We start from the raw sequence: 20,349 nt of genomic DNA, 5'->3' as shown, positions 1-20,349 counted from the left end.
GCCTACCCCGCTTCCCCGGGCCCGCGCCGCGCCATCTCCGAACTGCGGTACGAGTAGGCGAAGTAGACCACCAGCCCCAGCGCGAGCCAGACGGCGAACCGCGCCCAGGTCTGCCACTGCAGGAACGTGATCAGCCAGATCGAGAAGACGACGCCCACCGCGGGCACCACCGGCATCCACGGCGCTCGGAACGTGCGCGGCAGTTCCGGCTGCCGGTAGCGCAGCACGATCACCGCCGTGCACACCACGACGAACGCCAGCAGGATGCCGATGTTGGTCAGTTCGGCCGCCTCGCCGATCGGCAGGAACCCGGCGATGGCGGCCGAGGCCACCCCGACGATCCAGGTGACCCGCGTCGGCACGTGCCGTGTCGGGTGCGTCTTCGCGAACCACTTGGGCAGCAGCCCGTCCCGGGACATCGAGAACCACACCCGGGTCACGCCCAGCATGAACGTGAACATCACCGTGAGGATGCCGATGATCGCGCCCACCGCGATGATGTCCGCCAGCCCGCTCAGCCCCACCGACTTGAACGCCGTCGAGAAGCCGCTCTCCTTGTCGATGTCCTTGTAATTCTGCATGCCCGTCAGCACCAGGCAGGCCGCCACGTACAGCACCATCGAGATGACGAGCGAGTAGATGATCGCCTTCGGCATGTGCCGCTGCGCGTCCTTGGACTCCTCGGCCGCCGTCGACATGGCGTCGTAGCCGAACACCGCGAAGAACACCGTCGCCGCGCCCGTGAACGCCCCGCCCACGCCGTACGGGAAGAAGGGGTTGTAGTTCGCCGTGTCGATGTGGAACACACCGACCCCGATCACCAGCAGCACGACCAGGACCTTCAGGATCACCACGACCGTCTCGAAACGGGCCGCGTTCTTGATGCCGAGGTTCAGCAGGTAGGCGGTGAGCAGGCACAGCAGCGCCGCGAACAGGTCGACCCGGTGGCCGTCTCCGGTGCCGGGGGCGCCCAGCATCCAGGCGGGCAGATCGGCGCCCATCTCGCCCACCAGGAAGCTGAAGTAGCCGGAGATGCCGATCGCGACCACCGCCACGATCGCCGTGTACTCCAGCAGCAGGTCCCAGCCGATGAACCAGCCCGCCAGCTCGCCGAGCACCGCGTAGCCGTACGTGTAGGCCGAACCGGCCTTCGGGATGAGCCCGGCGAACTCGGCGTACGACAGGGCGGCGGCGGCACTCGCGACGCCCGCGACGAGGAAGGAGACCAGCACGGCGGGTCCCGCCGTGCCGTTGGCGACGGTTCCCGCGAGTGTGAAGATGCCCGCGCCGATGATGCCGCCGACCCCGATCGCGGTCAGCTGCCACAGCCCCAGCGACCGTTCCAGCCGACCGTCCTCGCCGGCTTCCGTCTCCTCGATGTGCTCGATGGGTTTGCGACGGAGAATCCCCTCACCCGTCCGGAGCCCGGCCATGCGCCTCACCTCTTCACGATCGGCAAACGCTGACGGTCGATCATGACGGCCCAGGCGACCGCAGGACGGAAGACACCACGCACGGGGCGGACAGGACCCCGGCCCGGTCTACGGCACGACCGTCACGGGATCGCCGAGGGCTTCGTGTCCGTACCGTCCATGCGCGAACTCCGGGGAAGAGGGCACCCGAAGGGCGGGCAGCGGCCCGCCACCACGGAGGGGCCGCCGTCGTTGGCGGTGCTCGGCCTCGCCGGAGGGGACGGGACCGAGCCCGCCGGCCCCCTCCGGCCTGTCCGAACAGGCCCGCGTCCGGCACCACAAGCTCGACCGGCTGCGCGCCGACGGCACCCTACCCGGTGGGGCATCCCGGCCCGCACCCACACCTCGCCGAGGTCCGGCCGGGCGAGCAGGTCACCGTCGCCGGCCGGATCGTGCTCGTCCGCGATACCCCGCCCTTCCCTCTGGTGCGCCGCCGCTGACCCTTCTGCGTGGGCCGAACGGGTGAAGGTGTGCCGCCACGCCGGTGTTGCTCAGGTGCGTCGGCCATCCGCCGGGCGACTGATGACTCATGAAGAAGGATCAGTTGCCCTCCCGGCTGCTCACCCGGCGCCGGGCGTTGCTCGCCGGCGCCGGCGCCGTGGGAGCGGTCGCGACGGGTGGAGTGCTCACGGCGGTCACCGGGGACGAGCCCGTCACCCCCGCCACGGCCGCGGGCCCGCAGGCCCGCCGGCCCCCGAAGTCCTCCGCCTACCGCCTCCAGCCCATCACCGGCTACGGCCCGCCGCGTGCCGTGCCCCGTCGGACCCTGGTACGCCGTGAACCGCTGCTGCGCGTGTCCGGCCGCGGCAGGACCATGGTGCTGACCTTCGACGACGGCCCCGATCCCCGCTACACCCCCGACATCCTGGACACGCTGGCCGAGTACGACGCGCGCGCGATGTTCTTCGTGTGCGGCGAGATGGCCGTCGGCAACAAGAAGCTGCTGGCCCGGATGGCCGACGAGGGCCACGTCGTGGGGAACCACACCTGGTCCCACCCGTTGCTCACCCGGCTCACCCGCCGGCAGATCCGCTCCGAGATGGAACGCACCTGCGACGTCATCGAGGACGCCTGCGGGGAGCGCCCCGAGTGGTTCCGCGCCCCCTACGGCGCCTGGAACCGGGCCGCCTTCCAACTCGGCGCCGAACTCGGCATGGAACCGCTGGCCTGGACGGTCGACACCCTCGACTGGACCACCCCCGGGATCCGGTCCATCACGAAGCGGGTCGAACGCGGCGCCGCCCCCGGCGTCGTGGTGCTCTCGCACGACGCCGGGGGCGACCGCTCGCAGAGCGTGCGGGCCCTGCGGCGCTATCTGCCGGAACTGCTGGACTCCGGCTACCACGTCACCGTGCCCCGGCGGCACTACGCGTGAGGGACGCGTCGGGGCTCTCGCCCGTCAGGCCGGGAACGCTCAGCGCACCTCGACCAGGCGGGCGAACGCGACGACGTTCCCCGCATAGCCCTCCTGCTGGGAGAAACCGCCGCCGCAGGTGATGACCCGCAGCTCCGGGGCGCCCTTGGAACCGTAGACACGGTCACCGGGGAAGTTGTCCTTCTCGAACACCTCGACGCCGTAGATCTCGAACACGGCGGTCTTGGCGTCCTGCCGGGCCACCTCGACGCGATTGCCCTTCTTCAGGGCCCCGAGTCCGTAGAACACGGCGGGGCCCTGCTGGTTGTCGACATGGCCGACCACGACCGCGGTGCCCTTCTCGCCGGGGGTGACGGCACCGGTGAACCAGCCGGCCAGGTTGGGGTCCTCCGGCGGCGGCGCGCCGACCCAGCCGTCCGCGTCCAGGCCCACCGGGATGATCGGCGCGTCGACCTGGATCGCCGGGATCCTGACCCGGTCCGGGAGGGCGTAGGGCAAGGGGCGCACGGGCCCGGTGAAGGTGTCGCCGGGCACCCGGCTGTCCGCCGCCGCCGCGGTCGCCGGCTGCGGCGGGCCCTCGTCGAACTCCCCGGAACCGTTCCGGATGAGCGCGAGGCCGGTCAGCAGAACAAGCGCTATCACGCCCCACGGGGCGCGCTTCTTCCGCCGTGCCTCCTCTTCCGCCTCGGCCAGCTCGGACGCAGACATTCGCCATCCCCTCTCGACACGGCCGTCGCCGAGTCAATCGCGCATATCAGCACGCTAAGCGGCACGCCCGAAACCGGCGACGGGGCGGCGGCGAACGGGTGGCCCGGGGCCGGAGGATGCCGAGCGCGGAGAGGAGGTGCGCCATCCGAGTTGCCGCCCGGAGGAAATTTCTGACGGTCCGTGACCTGCGGCGATATCCGATTGTGTGGTGGTGCCGCGCCGCCTTCCCTCACCAGGACGGACCATTCCCGAAATGCGGCTTGCGGCACGGCAACTGACTGTCTTTCTGGGAGGCGCTTTCTCGCCGATCGACCGGGGACGGGTCCCGGGGCGTCTTCCGCGGAGGTTCACATGCGTAACACTCGTGCCCTGGCGGTCGTCGGCGCGGCGGTCGCCGCCCTCGGCCTCTCCGCCCCCGCGGCCATCGCGTGGGAGACGCCCAGCAACATCGTCGCGCTGCCCGGCGTGATCGCCCGTGGCGGCCAGCTGACCATCACGGTCGACGGCTGCCGCAACGGCGGCACGGCCACGTCCAACGCGTTCGCACCGACCCGGCTGTCGCCCGCCCACCACGCCGGCAAGGGCAACGAGAGCGACAGGGGCGGCGCCGGCAACGACGGCAGGGGTGGCGGCAACGACGCCGACGGGGGCGGCAACGGCAACGACACCGCGCGGGGCATCGCCACCATCAACAACAACGCCCGTCCCGGCTCGTACGACATCACGGTCACCTGCAACGGCAGGACCCTGACCAAGCCGCAGGCCTTCACCGTCATCGGCGGTGTCCGCGGCGGTATCGGCGGCAGCAGCACCACCGGCGCGTCCCCGACCGACATGGCCATCGGCGGCGGTCTGGTGGCCGCGGCGGTCGTCGGCGGCGGCGTGTTCTGGATGCGCCGCCGGACCGAGCGGCGCATCTGACGCCTCGTTCCACCGTTGCCTCGACGAGTCGTCGCCTCGCACGTGACAGGCCCTCGCCCCGGCCCCCCTCACCCGGGGAGCCGGGGCGAGGGCCTGCGGCCGGGGGCGTGTCAGCCGGCGTCCTCGTCGGTCCGGCGGCGCGAGAAGTGGTAGGCGACGCCGAGCGACCCGGCGATCAGCGCGGCGCCCAGGCCGATCTCCTTGAGGTCGAAGCCGGCGACCGTGCCGCCCTCACCGGCGTGCACACCCTTGTGCGGGTGATGCGCCTTGTGATGGGTCGGGTGGTGCGTGGGGTGGTGGGTCGGGTGATGCGTCGGACGGTCGTCCGCGATCGTCAGCAGCGCGGTGCCGCTCGACCTGTCGCACTCGAACTGCACGTCGTACACGGTGCCGGGCTTGGCGTCCCAGTCGACGACGGCAGTGGCCCAGGACTCGTGCGGCGCGATGGTGACCATGTCGAAGACCGGTGAGTTGACCGCCGCCTCACCGCGGCACGCTCGGTTGCGCTCCACCCGCAGGGTGACCTCGCCCCCCGGCGCGACGGTCGAGGGCTCGACGCCGAAGACGAAGTCGGTACGGATCGCCGCGTCGGCGGGCACACAGGAGGTGAGGGCGCCGGCGCCCAGCAGTGCGGCCGAAGCGAGGCATATCGCGCGCATGGTGGTTCCTCCGGTCCCCGAGGAGCAATCGCGGACCTGTTCCGCTCACGTCACAAATGCACCTCGATGCCCGAAACGCTAGGAAGGCGCGCACGATGGCGCGATCGCAGTAGCGCGAATGGGGCACGGGTGTGGGCCGCCCGGGGGAACGCCGTCGCGCGGCCGGGGGACCACGACGGTGTGTCGCTCACCCCCGGCCGGGATCCGTGCCGGGAAACGCCGTCAGTTCTTGACGCCCGGGAAGAGGTTCAGGAACGGGTCCGCCGACGCGGTCACGCCCCGGCTGTAGGGCGCGTCGAAGTCCCAGATGAGGAACAGCAGGAAGGCGATCAGCGCCGAGAAGAGCCCGGCGAGGACCAGTTCACGGGTCGTTCTGCGGATCTGCAGGGCGAAGATCATCCCGATGGTGACGACGGCCCCGGCGATCAGCCCGAACCACACCACGCCCGGCATGGTCTCCCCGGTCGACTCCGCCCGGGCGATCCGGGCCTGGTTCGCCGCGGTCACCTGGTCCAGCAGCGGCTGGTAGGCCTGGGCCTCGAAGTCGGACGCCGGCTCGTAGTCGGTGACGTCCTGGCGGATCCGCTCGAAGAGCTCGGTGCCGCGCTCGGTCATCTCGCCCTGGTCGGCCATGGTGTCCCACTCGGTGGTGACGACATGGCTCACATAGGTGTGGATGTCCTCCCGGATGCGGTCGCGCTCGTCGGCCGGGTAGACCCGCACCCGCTCCGAGATCTCGTGCAGCGCGGTGGCCTCGGCCTGCACGTGGTCCTGGGCGGCGCTGCGCCCCTCCCAGACACCGGCGATCGCCAGGCCCAGGACGATCGCGTAGACCACGCCGATCCACATCGTCATGTACTCGATGACGTCCGGGGTCTCACTCGGGTCTTCGTCGTCGGACGCCGTGCGGTGGCGTACGAAGGTGATGACGACCACCACGGCACAGGCGGCCAGCATCGCGAGGGTGAGAACAAGCCATTCCGGCAAGAGGTACCTCCAGGGGCTTCAGGGGTCAGCGCGCGCGCAGGGCGGCGACGGCCACCACCGCGGGCACCGTGACCAGCAGGACGAAGGTGAGCGGCGACATCGTGCCGTTCGCCCGCCGCGGCCGCGGGGGCGTGGCGCGGTACCGCGGGTAGTGCACCGGCGTCGCGGACGGACGCGGTGCCGCTGTGGCCGGCGGGGCCGGTGCCGGGGCCGGCGGAGCGGGCCGTGGCGGCACGGGCCTCGGGGCCGACCGGGGCGAGGATGGCGCCGGGCGTGGCGCGGACGGCGGGGGAGGCGGCGGCTCGGGTCTGGCCGTGGGGGCCGGTTTCGGGGGCGAGGGCCTGGGTGCGGGTGTCGGTGTCGGCTTCGGCGGAGGCGGGGGCGGGGGCGGGGGCGTCGGCTTCGGCGGGGGCGGCGGAGTCGGGGTCGGGGACGGGGTGGGTGTGGGGGTTGGCGTGGGGGGCGGGCACGGCGGCTTCGTCGGCCAGGTCTTCCTGCTTCCGGCGTACGCCACCGCCTCGGTGCCGCCCGGCCCCGTCGAGGCGTACGCGCAGGCGTCGGCCACCGCCACGCCGGCCGGTGCGCCGACGAGCGCCCAGGTGAGCGTCGCCACCGACAAGACCCGTGTGGCAAGGGCGGCTTGAGTAGCGAGGGGTCCATGCACGACGAAGATCATGAGCCCTGTGCAGCCAGGACGTGCCGGGGCGCAAGGGGATTGCCCCGAAAGAGCGATATCGGGGCGTCGCCGGTTTGATCGGCGGTAGTCCGCAGGTACTCGGCGCGCACGCGTGTGCGACGGCGCGCGGTGCCCGCCACGGGTTCCGGAAAGAAATATGACCGACGATTGAACACAAGCGCCGCCCCCATGCGTACTCATGGTCGTGCGGCGGCGCAGCAGGGCGCTGCAACACCCTTGCGAATATGGGGAGTTGACGATGAAGACCTCCTGGCGGAGCGCCTCACTCGTGGCGAGCGCCGCGGCGGTCCTGGCGCTGACGACGGCGTGCGGTCAGGACAGCCCACCGGCGGCCAGCCAGAACGTGGGCGCCACGGCCGCGCCCGGGGACTACGGAAACATCGGTGCGGGCACCGGGGTGGGCGCGAGTGGCACCGCCAGCGGCCAGCCGGCCGCGCCGAGCCCCTCCAGCCCGTCCAACCCCGCGGGCAAGTTGTCCGTCTCCACCGCCGAAGAGGTCGGCAAGGTGGTCACCGACAGCCTCGGCCTCACCCTGTACCGGTTCGACCAGGACACGGCCGAGCCGCCCAAGACGAACTGCGACGGCGACTGCGCCAAGACCTGGCCGCCGGTCCCTGCCGACGACGCCGAGGCGGGCGAGGGAATCGACAAGGCGCTGCTCGGCTCGGTCACCCGGGCCGACGGCACCAAGCAGCTGACGGTCGGCGGCTGGCCCGCCTACCGCTACGCCAAGGACGTCAACGCCGGTGACGTCAAGGGCCAGGGTGTCGGCGGCAAGTGGTACGCGCTGGCCCCCGACGGCAAGAAGGCACAGGGGGGCGGGGGCGGCGGTGCGCAGGCCGAGGAGCTGCCCGGGCTGTCCACCCGCAACGACCCCGAGCTGGGCGAGATCGTCATCGACAAGAACGGCATGACGGTCTACCGGTTCATGAAGGACTCGCAGTGGCCGATGAAGACCGCGTGCACGGGGGCCTGCCTGGACAAGTGGCCGGTCATCGCACCGGTCGACGAGAAGGACACCAAGGGGATCGACCTTCAGGGGTCCACGCCCAACCGGGGCTACGTCGTCTTCGACCGCCCTGACGGCATCAAGCAGCAGACCATCGACTGCATTCCGATCTACACCTTCGCGGGCGACAAGAAGGCCGGTGACACCAACGGTCAGGGCGTCGGCGGCACCTGGTACGCCATCCGCCCCGACGGAAAGCCGGTCGGCGCGTCGGAGTAGCTGACAAGCCTCCCCAGGGTCGATCATCGCGTCCACCCGAAGCGCAGACCCGGTCCGCCCCTCCGTGCCCCACGGAGGGGCGGACCGTTGTGCGTGCCCCACCTGAACTCATGCACCGCGTGACGGCTTTCCCCTCCGGACAGGAACGCTCCGGAACGCCCCGGACACTGATCGTCATATGTTCGGGGGGTCCGCGGAGGGGTATCAACTCGGCACGTGCCGCAGGCAGTGACCGGGAACGGATGGTCAATTTCCGTTTCGGGTCGCTCCATTGGCGGGCGATCAGTAGCCTCTGCTCGAACACCGGATCGCCTACGCCTTGGAGAGATAGATGGAGCGTCCCGCCTGGGCCCCACGGAGCATCGACATCTCGGTGCCCAGCGTCTCCCGGATGTACGACTACTACCTGGGCGGATCGCACAACTTCGAGGTCGACCGGGAGGCGGCCCGCAGGGCCATGGAGTTCATGCCGGGACTCCCCAAGATCATGCAGGCGAACCGCGCCTTCATGCGCCGCGCCGTGCGGTACGCGGCCGACCAGGGCATCTCCCAGTTCCTCGATGTCGGTTCCGGCATCCCCACCTTCGGCAATGTGCACGAGGTGGCGCATGCCGCCCGCCCCGGCGCGCGCGTGGTGTACGTCGACCACGACCCGGTGGCCGTGGCGCACAGCGAGGCGGTCCTGGAGGGCAACGAGGACGCGGGCATCGTCGCCGCGGACCTGCGCAAGCCCCAGGAGATCCTGAGCAGCCCCGAGGTGGAGCGGCTGATCGACCTGAATCAGCCAGTGGCCCTGCTCCTCGTTGCCATACTGCACTTCGTGGAAGACGAGGACGACCCGTACGGGGCCGTGGCCGAACTGGGCGAGGCGCTCGCGCCCGGCAGCCTGCTCGTACTCACCCACGCCTCCTACGAGGGGATCCCGCTGCCGCCGGAGCGGGCCGGGGGCGCGGTGGACGTGTACGAGGGCATCCGCAACCCGCTGATCATGCGCTCGCGCGAGGAGATCGCGCGGTTCTTCGAGGGGTACGACATGGTGGAACCCGGACTGGTGGCGATGCCGCGCTGGCGGCCCGACACCGCACCGGACGACGAGGATCCGTACGCGTTCTCCGGGTTCGCGGGCGTGGGGCGTACCGCGTGATCGCGGAACCGGACGGGCCGGAGGACAGACTGCGCCGGTTCGCGACGATCTGGAGCCGGGCCGTCTTCCCGGTGACCTCGACGTCGTCGACCCGCCCCGAGTTCGAGGCGCGACTGCTGCCCCTGGCCCGCCGTCTGAGCGAGGCACTGCTGGCCCGGACCTTCGACTCCGACGCGGGCCGGTCGGTCGGCGCCGCCCTCGTGGAGGTGCACTGCACCGACCCGGAGGCGCTCAGCCGCACCCTGGACTGCGTCGACGCCTATCTGGTCCTGTACTGCGGCGGCGACGGCGACCAGGAGGGCCTGCGGGCGCGGTGCGCGCGGCTCCAGCACGCGATGGCGGCCGGTTTCGCCCGGGCGCTGCGCGAGCGGACCCTGACCGAGCAGGAGGCCATCGCACAGGCCGCACTCCAGGCGCAGGGCGTGGTGGCGCAGGCCCTGCACGCGAGCGAGGCGCGTTTCCGCGCTGTCTTCGAGGGCGCGGCCATAGGCATCGGCATGGCCGACCTCGGGGGCAACATACTGCAGGTCAACGGGGCGTTGCTGCGCATGTTCGGGGTTTCCGAGCAGACGCTGCGCGGCCGCAACGTCCGGGACTGGACCCACCCCGACGACGCTCCGCAGACCTGGCGGCTCTACGACGAACTCGTGCGGGGCGAGCGGGAGCACTACCACCTGGAGAAGGCGTTCTACCGCCCGGACGGCACCGTCCTGTGGACCAACCTGACCGTCTCCCTGCTGCGGGACGCCGACGGCGAGCCGCAGTACCAGCTCGCCCTCATGGAGGACACCACCGAGCGGCGGCTGCTCAACCTGCGGCTGCGCTACGAGGCCACGCACGACGCGTTGACCGGGCTGCCGAACCGCACCTTCTTCTTCGAGCGCCTGGAGAAGGCCCTGGGCGCCGGGGAGGGCCAGCGGTTCGGGCTGTGCTACCTGGACCTCGACGGTTTCAAGACCGTCAACGACAGCCTCGGCCACGCGGCCGGCGACCGGCTGCTGGTGGAGGTCGCCGACCGGCTCCAGTCCTGCGCCACACGCCCCGGCGAGATGGTCGCGCGGCTCGGCGGTGACGAGTTCGTGGCGCTGACCACCGGGCCCGACACCCCGCGCGAGGTCGACGAACTCGCCGGGCGCATCATGAACGCGTTGCTCGCGCCGATCAGTGTCGACGGCCGGGAGCTGACCGTGCGCGGCAGCATCGGCATCGTCGAGGGCCCGGCCGGGGAACGCAGCCCGGCGGAGGTGCTGCGCAGCGCGGACATCACCATGTACCGGGCCAAGTCGGCGGGCGGCAACCGCTTCGAACTCGCCGATCCGGAGGCCGACGCCCGGGCCATCACGCGGCACGGACTGACCACGGCGCTGCCGACGGCACTGGACCGGGGCGAGTTCTTCATCGAGTACCAGCCGCTGGTGCATCTCGGGGACGGCAGCGTCCGGGGCGCCGAGGCCCTGGTGCGCTGGCTGCATCCGCAGCACGGCGTTCTCGGGCCGGACCGCTTCATCCCGCTCGCGGAGCACACCGGGTTGATCGTGCCGCTGGGGCGCTGGGTGCTGGAGCAGTCGGTGCGCCAGGCCCGTGAGTGGCGGGAACTGCACGGCGGTGTCGAGGCGTCGGGGCCGCTGCGGATCAACGTGAACCTCTCCCCGTGCCAGTTGGCGCATCCCGGCCTCGTCCAGGACACGGTCGACATCCTGGAACGGACGGGCATCGAGCCGGACGCGCTGTGCCTGGAGGTCACGGAGTCGGCGCTGATCGGTGCCGACGACGATCTGCTGAAGCCGCTGCGGCGGCTGGCGGAGATGGGGGTCGACATCGCCCTGGACGACTTCGGGACGGGCTACTCCAACCTCGCCAACCTGCGCAGGCTGCCGGTCAGCATCCTGAAGCTGGACCGGTCCTTCACCCAGAGCATGCAGCAGTTCCCGGCGGACCCGGTCGACCTGAAGATCGTCGAGGGGATCGTCTCCCTGGCGCACAGCCTGGACCTCGCGGTGACGGTGGAGGGCGTGGAGACGGGGGCGCAGGCCGAGCAACTCCGCATCCTCGGCTGCGACACGGCCCAGGGCTGGTACTACGCCAGGCCCGGTCCGCCGGAGCGCCTGCACGAACTGGCTCTGGTGGACGCGACGGGCTAGAGGGGGCGCCCTCAGGGGGGCGGGGAACCGCGCGAACCACCACGACGAGCCCGCACCTCCGCACGGCGCTCGGCACCGACGGCGCTCAGGGACTGGTCACCTCACCGCTCGAGCAGCATCCGCTGCAACTCCCGAGCGGCCCGGGGCGGAGCCACGTCACTGCGGTGCGCCAGCGCGATCGCGCGATGCAGTCCGGGCCGGGCCAGCGGGGTGACCCGCAGCCCGCGCCCGGACCTCGCCGCGACCATCCGGGGCACCACAGCCACCCCCAGCCCCGCTCGCACGAATCCCAGCACCGCGTCCATCTCCCCGCCCTCCACGGCGAAGTCGGGTTCGAAGCCCTCGGCGCGGCAGGCGGCCACGGTCAGCTCCCGCAGGTCGTACCCGTGCCGGAACATCACCAGGCGTTCGCCCTCCAGGTCGGCGACGCGTACCGTCCGCCGGCCCCGGCCGGGGCTCGGGGCATCCGGTGAGGAGACCACGACCAGGTCCTCCCGCAGCAGCTCCACCGTGGTCAGCGCGGGCGCCGGTGTCGGCAGCGGCAGCACCACCAGCGCCAGATCCAGCGCCCCGCGCGCCAGCTCCCGCACCAGGTCGTGCGAACCGCCCTCCTCGATCAGCAGCCTGATGCCGGGGTAGCGGTCGTGGAAGGCGCGCAGCACATCCGGCAGCAGACCCGTGCACAGACTCGGCGTCGCCCCCAGCCGCACGCGCCCGCTGCGCAGCTGCGCCAGTTCCCGCACCTCGTGGCGGGCCGTGTCCGCGTCCGCCAGGATGCGCCGGGCCAGGGGGAGCAGCGCCTCCCCGGCGTCCGTGAGCGTGATGTTGCCCCGGGCGCGCAGGAACAGATCCGCGCCCAGCTCCCGCTCCAGCGCCTTGATCTGCTGTGACAGCGACGGCTGCGCGACGTGGACCAGATCGGCGGCCCGGGTGAAGTGCCGGGTCTCGGCGACGGCCACGAAGTACTGGAGCTGCTGGAACTGCATCCTCCTACGATAGCTCCAGCCTATGGAATCAAGCCGGACCATGTCTTGGACCGATCGGGCGCGGGTCCGTAGCGTGCTGTTCCATGGCTCTGGCAACGCGGACGGACCGGCGGCCGTCCTTCGCACGCACCGTGTGGGACTCCACCGTCGGCAAGAAGACCGTGATGGCGGTCAGCGGTCTGATCATGCTGCTGTACCTGGTCGTCCACATGATCGGAAACCTGAAGATCTTCTTCGGGGCGGGCGAGTTCAACCACTACGCGCACTGGCTGCGCACCGTCGGCGAGCCGTTCATGCACTACGAGTGGACGCTCTGGCTCGTCCGGGTCGTGCTGGTCGTCGCCGTCGTCGCCCACGCCACCGCGGCGTACCAGCTCAGCCGGCGCGACATCAGGGCCCGCCCGACCAAGTACGTGCACAAGAAGGCGCGGACCTCCTACGCCACGCGCACCATGCGCTGGGGCGGGATCATCCTCGGTCTGTTCATCGTCTGGCACATCCTCGACCTGACGACCGGCACCGTGCACCCCGGCTTCCGGCCCGGCCACCCGTACCAGAACGTCGTCGACACCTTCTCCACCTGGTACGGCAACGTCGTCTACATCGTCGCGATGCTCGCGCTCGGCCTGCACGTCCGGCACGGCTTCTGGAGCGCGGCCCAGACCCTCGGCGTCGGCAGCCGCACCCGTGACCGTGCCCTGAAGACCGTCGCGAACGTCCTCGCGCTGCTGCTCACGGCCGGTTTCATCGCCGTGCCCGTGGCCGTCATGACCGGAGTGGTGAGCTGAAGATGACTTCCTGCAGTGAGTACACGGCCTACGCGACCGGTGAGCCGGTCGCCGACACCAGGGCCCCGTCCGGGCCGATCAACGAGCGCTGGGACAGGCGTCGCTTCGAGGCCAAGCTGGTCAACCCCGCCAACCGGCGCAAGCACACCGTGATCGTCGTCGGCACCGGCCTGGCCGGCGGGTCCGCCGGGGCCACCCTCGCCGAACAGGGCTACCACGTCGTGCAGTTCTGCTACCAGGACTCGCCCCGCCGCGCCCACTCCATCGCCGCGCAGGGAGGCATCAACGCGGCGAAGAACTACCGCAACGACGGCGACTCCGTCCACCGGCTGTTCTACGACACCGTCAAGGGCGGCGACTTCCGGGCCCGCGAGTCCAACGTGCACCGGCTCGCGCAGATCTCCGTCGAGATCATCGACCAGTGCGTGGCGCAGGGCGTGCCCTTCGCCCGTGAGTACGGCGGGCTCCTCGACACCCGGTCCTTCGGCGGCGTGCAGGTCTCGCGCACCTTCTACGCCCGGGGCCAGACGGGTCAGCAGCTTCTCCTGGGCGCCTACCAGGCCCTCAGCCGGCAGATCGCCGCCGGGAACATCGAGATGCACCCGCGCACCGAGATGCTCGACCTGATCGTCGTCGACGGGCGGGCGCGCGGCATCGTGGCGCGGGACCTGATCACCGGCCGGATCGACACGTACTTCGCGGACGCCGTGGTGCTCGCCTCCGGCGGCTACGGCAACGTCTTCTACCTGTCGACGAACGCCATGAACTCCAACGCCACCGCCATCTGGCGGGCCCACCGGCGCGGCGCCTGGTTCGCCAACCCCTGCTTCACCCAGATCCACCCCACCTGTATCCCGCGCACCGGCGACCACCAGTCCAAGCTGACGCTGATGAGCGAGTCGCTGCGCAACGACGGGCGCATCTGGGTGCCGAAGGCGAAGGGAGACCGCAGGCCCCCCGGCGAGATCCCCGAGGACGAGCGCGACTACTACCTGGAGCGCGTCTACCCGTCCTTCGGCAACCTCGTACCCCGGGACATCGCCTCCCGTGCCGCGAAGAACGTCTGTGACGAGGGCAGGGGAGTGGGCCCCGGCGGGCAGGGCGTCTACCTCGACTTCGCCGACGCCATCAAGCGCATGGGCCGCAAGGCCGTCGAGGCCAAGTACGGCAACCTCTTCGACATGTACCAGCGGATCACCGACGAGGACCCGTACGAGGTGCCGATGCGGATCTACCCCGCCGTGCACTACACGATGGGAGGACTGTGGGTCGACTACGACCTCCAGACCACGATCCCCGGGCTGTTCGCGATCGGCGAGGCCAACTTCTCCGACCACGGCGCCAACCGGCTCGGCGCCTCCGCGCTGATGCAGGGACTCGCGGACGGCTACTTCGTCCTCCCCTCGACCATCAGCGACTACCTCGCCCGCAACCCGCACCACCAGACGGTGACCGACGAACACCCCGCCGTCCAGGAGGTGTTGGCCGACACCCAGGACCGGCTCAACCTGCTGCTGTCCGTCGGCGGCGACCGCACTCCCGACTCCTTCCACCGCGAGGTCGGCGAACTCATGTGGGAGTTCTGCGGCATGGCCCGCACCGACTCGGGGCTGCGCAAGGCGCTGGAGCGCATCCCGCAGATCCGCGAGGAGTTCTGGCGGCGCGTCAAGGTGCCCGGCACCGGTGAGGAGTTCAACCAGTCGCTGGAGAAGGCCAACCGCGTCGTCGACTACCTGGAACTCGCCGAGCTGATGTGCCTCGACGCGCTGCACCGCGAGGAGTCCTGCGGCGGCCACTTCCGCGAGGAGTCCCAGACACCCGACGGCGAGGCCGCCCGCAAGGACGAGGAGTTCGGGTACGCGGCCGCCTGGGAGTTCACCGGCACCGGCGCGGCTCCCGTCCTGCACAGGGAAGACCTGGTCTTCGAGTACGTCCACCCCACCCAGCGGAGCTACGCATGAAGCTCACCCTGCGCGTCTGGCGGCAGCGGAACGCCGACGCCGACGGCACCATGTCCACGTACGAGGTGGACGGGATCTCGCCCGACATGTCCTTCCTGGAGATGCTCGACACGCTCAACGAGGAACTCATCGTCAAGGGTGAGGACCCCGTCGCCTTCGACCACGACTGCCGCGAGGGTATCTGCGGGGCGTGTTCGCTCGTCATCAACGGCGACGCGCACGGGCCCGAGCGCACCACCACCTGCCAGCTGCACATGCGGTCGTTCCAGGACGGCGACACGATCGACGTCGAGCCGTGGCGGGCATCGGCGTTCCCGGTGATCAAAGACCTGGTCGTGGACCGGTCGGCGTTCGACCGGATCATCCAGGCCGGCGGCTACATCACCGCGCCGACCGGAGCGGCTCCCGAGGCGCACGCCACGCCGGTGCCGAAGCCGGATGCCGACTTCGCCTTCGAACATGCCGAGTGCATCGGCTGCGGGGCGTGCGTGGCGGCCTGTCCCAACGGGGCGGCGATGCTGTTCACGTCCGCCAAGATCAACCATCTGAACGTGCTGCCGCAGGGGGCGCCCGAGCGGGAGACGCGGGTGCTGGACATGGTGGAGCAGATGGACGAGGAGGGGTTCGGGGGCTGCACCCTCGCCGGTGAGTGCGCCACCGCCTGTCCCAAGGGGATTCCGCTCATGTCCATCACCGGCATGAACAAGGAGTGGCTGCGGGCGACCCGCAAGGCCGCCAAGCGCTGACCCCGTGAGGGGAAGGACGTTCGCCGACACGTGCGGACGAGCGGGACCGGGAGTGGTGCTCCTCCCGGTCCCGTCCGGTACCCCCGTGTCACGGGCCGTGAGCGGCGAGGTGCGGGCCCAGCGGGCCGAGGCCCAGGTCGCCGCGCCGTGCCGCTCGGGCCTGCCGAACCCGCGCCCCTCCAGCGCGCCCCGTAGCCGCCGGACGCCGATGCCGTCCAGGACGCCCGCGCCCCGCACGTCGACGTGCCGGGAAGACCAGGCGTGGGGACCCGGTCGCTGACCGACGCCGGGGCGTCGAGCGGCCTGTCCGGCGTCAGCGCCTGCCCGGCGTCGAGCGGCCTCGTCGGCGCTCGGTGGATGAAACCGGGCCACGTCGTCGCTCGTGGGCGCGAGCCGTTCAGCAATCTCACACCCGTTCTCTCTGCACATGACACGCGAAGGTCAGTCGGCATCGGCAGAACAGAGGCGAAGGATCGCACGACACCGCTCAGCGCCCCGCCTCACCGACCGGCCCGTGACCAGGAGAGAGCCATGACCGGCGTACTGACCGTCGACCGCCCCGCGCAGCCCGCGGCCCCCACCCGCTACACCGTCACCCTCGCCCGGAACGAGGAGGACGTGCGTGCCGCGCAGCGGCTGCGGCACGACGTCTTCGCCGGGGAGATGGGGGCACTGCTCTCCGGCTCGCAGCCGGGCCTCGACGTCGACCCGTTCGACGCGTACTGCGACCACCTGCTCGTCCGGGAGGAGACGACCGGCCAGGTCGTCGGCACCTACCGGCTGCTGCCGCCGGAGCGCGCGGCGGTCGCCGGGCGACTGTACTCCGAGGGCGAGTTCGACCTGGCCTCGCTCGACGGGATCCGGCCGCAGCTCGTCGAGGTCGGCCGCTCCTGCGTGCACCCCGGCCACCGCGACGGCGCGGTCATCAGCCTCATCTGGGCCGGTATCGCCCGCTACATGGTCGAGCGCGGCCACGAGTGGCTCGCCGGCTGCTGCTCCGTCCCGCTCGCCGACGGCGGCACCCTCGCGTCCGCCACCTGGGACCGGGTGAGCGCCAAGCACCTGTCGCCGGAGGAGTTCCGGGTACGGCCGCTGCTTCCGTGGACGCCGGGCCCCGCGCCCGACTCCCGCGTCGAACTGCCCGCCCTGCTGCGCGGCTACCTGCGTCTGGGTGCATGGGTGTGCGGCGAACCGGCCCACGACCCGGACTTCGGCGTCGCCGACCTGTACGTGCTGCTGCCGATGAGCCGCGTCAACGGACGCTACCTGCGGCACTTCCTCTCCCTCGTACCGGCCTGATGAGCGCCTGGCTGCCCACCGCGCCGTGCACCCCGCAGGCCTGTGTCGAGATGCCCGCGGCCGTGCGGGCACGGGCCGTGCCGCGTGCCGTGCTGCGGCTCACCGCGGTCCTCCTGCTCCTGCTCGGCGGGATCGCGCTGACGCCCATCGGGGCCCGGATACCGGCGTCCCTGGTCCGGCAGTGGTGCCGATGGATCGTGCGGGCCGCGGGGGTCCGGGTCCGCATCACCGGTGCCGCCGCGCCCACCGGCGGACTGCTGCTGGTCGCCAACCACATCTCCTGGCTGGACATCCCGCTGCTCGCCGCCGTTCGTCCCGCCCGGATGCTGGCCAAGACCGAGGTACGGCGCTGGCCCGTCGCCGGTGCGCTGGCCGCGCGCGGCGGGACCCTGTTCATCGACCGGGATCGGCTGCGGGCCCTCCCGGACACGGTCGCCCGGATCGCCGGGGCCCTGCGCGAGGGCGCCGCGGTGGGGGCGTTCCCCGAGGGCAGCACCTGGTGCGGCCGGGCCCAGGGCACCTTCCGCCGGGCCGTCTTCCAGGCCGCCCTGGACGCCGGGGTGCCGGTCCAGCCGGTGCGCATCGGCTACCGGCTCAGCGGCGGAACGGCCACCACGGCCCCCGCGTACGTCGGCGAGGACACGCTGCTGGCGTCCCTGTGGCGGGTGGCGACGGCCCGCGGCCTCATCGCCGAGGTCGAGGTCCTGACCCTCCTTCCCCCGGGCAGCAGTCCCGACCGCCGCTCCCTCGCCCACTCGGCACAGCCGCCGGAGACGGCCGCGCCGGCCTGGACGCACACGGTGCTGGTGGCGTAGGGGCCCGGGCCTCGCGGGACGCGGTGTGGGTGTTCGCGGAGGGCCTCGGCGAAACCCGGCTGTCCGCTCCGGAACCTCAACGGCCCCCGGACAGCGTGCGCGCCAGATACGGCGCCGTCCGGCTCTCCGCCGAGCGCGCGACGTCCCGGGGCGGTCCCGACGCGACGATCCGGCCGCCCGCGTCGCCACCGCCCGGGCCCAGGTCGATCACCCAGTCCGCCCGCGCGACGACGGACATGTCGTGCTCGACGACGATCACGGTGTGCCCGGCGTCGACGAGACCGTGCAGCTGACGCATCAGAACGTCCACGTCGGCCGGGTGGAGGCCGGTCGTGGGCTCGTCGAGGAGGTAGAGCGTGTGGCCGCGCCGGCCGCGCTGCAGCTCGCTCGCCAGCTTGATGCGCTGTGCCTCCCCGCCGGAGAGCTCCGTGGCGGGCTGCCCCAGACGGAGATAGCCCAGACCCACGTCGAGCAGGGCGCCGAGGCTGCGCGCCACGGCCGGGGTGTCCGCGAAGAACTCCGCCGCGCTCTCCACCGTCAGATCCAGCACCTGCGCGATGTTCCGCCCGCGGTACGTCACTTCCAGCGTCCGCGGGTTGTAGCGGGCCCCGCCGCAGTCCGGGCAGGGCGCGTACGTGCTGGGCAGGAACAGCAGCTCCACGCTGACGAACCCCTCGCCCTGGCAGGTCTCGCAGCGCCCTCCCGCCACGTTGAAGGAGAACCGCCCGACACCGAAGCCGCGGGCGCGAGCCCCGTCGGTCGCCGCGAACACCCTGCGCACGACGTCGAAGAGGCCCGTGTAGGTGGCGAGGTTGGAGCGCGGTGTGCGGCCGATCGGCTTCTGGTCGACCGAGACCAGCCGGCCCACCCCGGCGGTGTCCTGTGTGATCTCGCCGATGAGCGTGGACTTGCCGGAGCCGGAGACGCCGGTGACCGCGGTGAACACGCCGAGCGGGAACTCCGCCGTCACGCCGCGCAGGTTGTGCCGGGTGACCGGGCCGGTCCTCAGCCACCCGGTCGCCTCGCGCACGTCCCGGGCCGCGGCGGGGGAGCCGTCGAACAGGTAGCGGGCCGTCGCCGACTCCTCGACACCGGCCAGCTCGGCCACCGGCCCGCTGTGCAGCACCCGCCCGCCGTGCTCGCCCGCGTCCGGACCCACGTCCACCAGCCAGTCGGCGCCGCGCACCACGTCCAGGTGGTGCTCCACCACGAACACCGAGTTCCCGGACGCCTTCAGCCGCTCCAGCACCGTGAGCAGCGCCTCGGTGTCCGCCGGGTGCAGTCCGGCCGACGGCTCGTCGAGGACGTAGACGACACCGAACAGGCCGGAGCGCAGCTGGGTGGCCAGGCGCAGGCGCTGGAGTTCCCCCGCGGAGAGGGTGGGAGTGAGGCGGTCGAGGCTGAGATAGCCGAGCCCGAGCTCGACGACCGGCGCGATACGCGACCTCAGGTCGCCGGTGAGGACCCGGGCGGCCTGCGAGTCCCCGTCGAGACCGGCGGCCAGGTCCACCAGCGGCATGGCCGCCAGCTCGGCGATGGTCCGGCCGCCGAAGGTCACCGCCAGGGCCTCGGGGCGCAGCCGGCTGCCGCCGCACGCCGGGCAGGGCGCGCTGGTGAGGAACCGCTCGGCCTTCGCCCGCAGGGCCGGGCTCTTGGAGTCCGCGAACGTCTTCATCACATACCGGTGGGCGCTCGTGTAGGTGCCCTGGTACGGCCGCTGGATGCGGTCGGCGTCCCGGACCGGGTGCACGGTGACCACCGGCTGCTCGTCCGTGAACAGGATCCACTCCCGCTGCCCGGCGGGCAGCTCCCGCCACGGCCGGTCCACGTCGTAGCCGAGTGCGTCGAGGATGTCGCGCAGGTTCTTGCCCTGCCAGGCGCCGGGCCACGCCGCGATCGCGCCCTCGCGGATCGACAGCGACGGATCGGGGACCAGCAGTTCCTCGCTCGTACGGTGCACCTGCCCGAGCCCGTGGCACTCCGGGCAGGCTCCCACCGCCGTGTTGGGCGAGAAGGAGTCGGAGTCGAGCCGCTCGGCGCCGGGCGGGTAGGTGCCGGCCCGGGAGAACAGCATGCGCAGGGAGTTGGAGAGGTTGGTGACGGTGCCGACGGAGGAGCGCGAGGTGGGCGCCGCGCGGCGCTGCTGGAGCGAGACGGCCGGGGGCAGACCGGTGATCTCCCCGACCTTCGGGGCGCCGACCTGGTGGATCAGCCGGCGCGCGTAGGGCGCGACCGATTCGAAGTAGCGGCGCTGCGCCTCCGCGTAGATCGTGCCGAACGCCAGCGACGACTTCCCCGAGCCGGACACGCCGGTGAACACGGCCAGCACGTCCCGGGGGATGTCGACGTCGATGCCCTGGAGGTTGTGCTCGCGGGCGCCGCGGACACGGACGAACGGGTCATGGGGGTCGCGGTCGTGCAT

At 71.8% G+C, this 20,349-nt stretch carries 18 protein-coding genes; 11 read left to right on the top strand and 7 right to left on the bottom strand.

The features are described 5' to 3' along the window. Positions 1-2: 2 nt before the first annotated feature. Complete coding sequence (locus QNO09_RS03850) at positions 3-1,433, bottom strand: amino acid permease (protein ID WP_283968593.1); 1,431 nt, start codon at positions 1,431-1,433, stop codon at positions 3-5. Positions 1,434-2,001: 568 nt separating this feature from the next. Between QNO09_RS03850 and QNO09_RS03840 the strand changes: the two genes are divergently transcribed. Next, complete coding sequence (locus QNO09_RS03840; protein ID WP_283968592.1) at positions 2,002-2,847, top strand: polysaccharide deacetylase family protein; 846 nt, start codon at positions 2,002-2,004, stop codon at positions 2,845-2,847. A gap of 39 nt (positions 2,848-2,886) precedes the next feature. Here the strand turns inward: QNO09_RS03840 and QNO09_RS03835 are convergent, their stop codons facing one another. Next, the gene (locus tag QNO09_RS03835; RefSeq protein WP_283968591.1) at positions 2,887-3,555 is read right to left on the bottom strand and encodes a class F sortase; all 669 of its coding nucleotides are present in this window, start codon (positions 3,553-3,555) and stop codon (positions 2,887-2,889) included. 351 nt (positions 3,556-3,906) lie between these two features. Between QNO09_RS03835 and QNO09_RS03830 the strand changes: the two genes are divergently transcribed. Next, positions 3,907-4,476 carry a hypothetical protein gene (locus QNO09_RS03830; RefSeq protein WP_283968590.1) on the top strand — a complete coding sequence of 190 codons (570 nt, stop codon included), beginning with the start codon at positions 3,907-3,909 and terminating at the stop codon, positions 4,474-4,476. Between the two features lie 110 nt (positions 4,477-4,586). On the opposite strand, the gene QNO09_RS03825 is transcribed toward QNO09_RS03830, so the two are convergent. The 3 genes from QNO09_RS03825 to QNO09_RS03815 form a co-directional block, all read right to left on the bottom strand. After that, positions 4,587-5,135 (bottom strand): hypothetical protein, encoded by a 549-nt coding sequence (locus QNO09_RS03825; protein WP_283968589.1) that lies wholly within the window; start codon positions 5,133-5,135, stop codon positions 4,587-4,589. Between the two features lie 222 nt (positions 5,136-5,357). After that, a complete protein-coding gene (locus tag QNO09_RS03820; protein ID WP_283968588.1) occupies positions 5,358-6,122 on the bottom strand; it encodes a bestrophin-like domain in 765 nt (254 codons plus the stop codon). A 25-nt stretch (positions 6,123-6,147) separates the two neighbouring features. Then, positions 6,148-6,279, bottom strand: coding sequence for a hypothetical protein (locus QNO09_RS03815; RefSeq protein ID WP_283968587.1), 132 nt, complete (start codon positions 6,277-6,279; stop codon positions 6,148-6,150). A 28-nt stretch (positions 6,280-6,307) separates the two neighbouring features. On the opposite strand from QNO09_RS03815, the gene QNO09_RS03810 reads away from it, so the two are divergent. From QNO09_RS03810 to QNO09_RS03795, 4 genes are all read left to right on the top strand, one after another. Next, complete coding sequence (locus QNO09_RS03810) at positions 6,308-6,766, top strand: hypothetical protein (protein WP_283968586.1); 459 nt, start codon at positions 6,308-6,310, stop codon at positions 6,764-6,766. Positions 6,767-7,057: 291 nt separating this feature from the next. Continuing rightward, the gene (locus tag QNO09_RS03805) at positions 7,058-8,047 is read left to right on the top strand and encodes an SCO0930 family lipoprotein (protein WP_283968585.1); all 990 of its coding nucleotides are present in this window, start codon (positions 7,058-7,060) and stop codon (positions 8,045-8,047) included. 331 nt (positions 8,048-8,378) lie between these two features. Further along, positions 8,379-9,191: an SAM-dependent methyltransferase gene (locus tag QNO09_RS03800; protein WP_283968584.1), complete on the top strand. Its 813-nt coding sequence runs from the start codon at positions 8,379-8,381 to the stop codon at positions 9,189-9,191. After that, positions 9,188-11,332, top strand: coding sequence for a putative bifunctional diguanylate cyclase/phosphodiesterase (locus QNO09_RS03795; protein WP_283968583.1), 2,145 nt, complete (start codon positions 9,188-9,190; stop codon positions 11,330-11,332). Before QNO09_RS03800 ends, QNO09_RS03795 begins: the two co-directional genes overlap by 4 nt. A 101-nt stretch (positions 11,333-11,433) precedes the next feature. Here the strand turns inward: QNO09_RS03795 and QNO09_RS03790 are convergent, their stop codons facing one another. After that, entirely contained in the window at positions 11,434-12,318 is an 885-nt protein-coding gene (locus tag QNO09_RS03790; RefSeq protein ID WP_283968582.1) for a LysR family transcriptional regulator, read from the bottom strand. An 83-nt stretch (positions 12,319-12,401) separates the two neighbouring features. On the opposite strand from QNO09_RS03790, the gene QNO09_RS03785 reads away from it, so the two are divergent. The 5 genes from QNO09_RS03785 (at position 12,402) to QNO09_RS03765 (ending at position 17,927) form a co-directional block, all read left to right on the top strand. Next, the gene (locus QNO09_RS03785) at positions 12,402-13,106 is read left to right on the top strand and encodes a succinate dehydrogenase (protein ID WP_283968581.1); all 705 of its coding nucleotides are present in this window, start codon (positions 12,402-12,404) and stop codon (positions 13,104-13,106) included. Between the two features lie 2 nt (positions 13,107-13,108). After that, complete coding sequence (locus tag QNO09_RS03780) at positions 13,109-15,067, top strand: fumarate reductase/succinate dehydrogenase flavoprotein subunit (protein WP_283968580.1); 1,959 nt, start codon at positions 13,109-13,111, stop codon at positions 15,065-15,067. Beyond that, positions 15,064-15,813 (top strand): succinate dehydrogenase/fumarate reductase iron-sulfur subunit, encoded by a 750-nt coding sequence (locus tag QNO09_RS03775; protein ID WP_283968579.1) that lies wholly within the window; start codon positions 15,064-15,066, stop codon positions 15,811-15,813. The genes QNO09_RS03780 and QNO09_RS03775 overlap by 4 nt, the downstream gene beginning before the upstream one ends. Positions 15,814-16,344: 531 nt before the next feature. After that, positions 16,345-17,112, top strand: coding sequence for a GNAT family N-acetyltransferase (locus QNO09_RS03770; RefSeq protein ID WP_283968578.1), 768 nt, complete (start codon positions 16,345-16,347; stop codon positions 17,110-17,112). After that, positions 17,112-17,927, top strand: a complete 816-nt coding sequence (locus QNO09_RS03765; RefSeq protein WP_283968577.1) for a lysophospholipid acyltransferase family protein — start codon at positions 17,112-17,114, stop codon at positions 17,925-17,927. The genes QNO09_RS03770 and QNO09_RS03765 overlap by 1 nt, the downstream gene beginning before the upstream one ends. Before the next feature lie 76 nt (positions 17,928-18,003). On the opposite strand, the gene QNO09_RS03760 is transcribed toward QNO09_RS03765, so the two are convergent. Further along, positions 18,004-20,349, bottom strand: coding sequence for an ATP-binding cassette domain-containing protein (locus QNO09_RS03760; protein ID WP_283968576.1), 2,346 nt, complete (start codon positions 20,347-20,349; stop codon positions 18,004-18,006).

Source organism: Streptomyces sp. 378, from assembly GCF_030124145.1.
Classification (GTDB): Bacteria; Actinomycetota; Actinomycetes; order Streptomycetales; family Streptomycetaceae; genus Streptomyces.
Note: the sequence above shows the minus strand (reverse complement) of the source record. Positions and strands in the feature narration are given on the sequence as shown.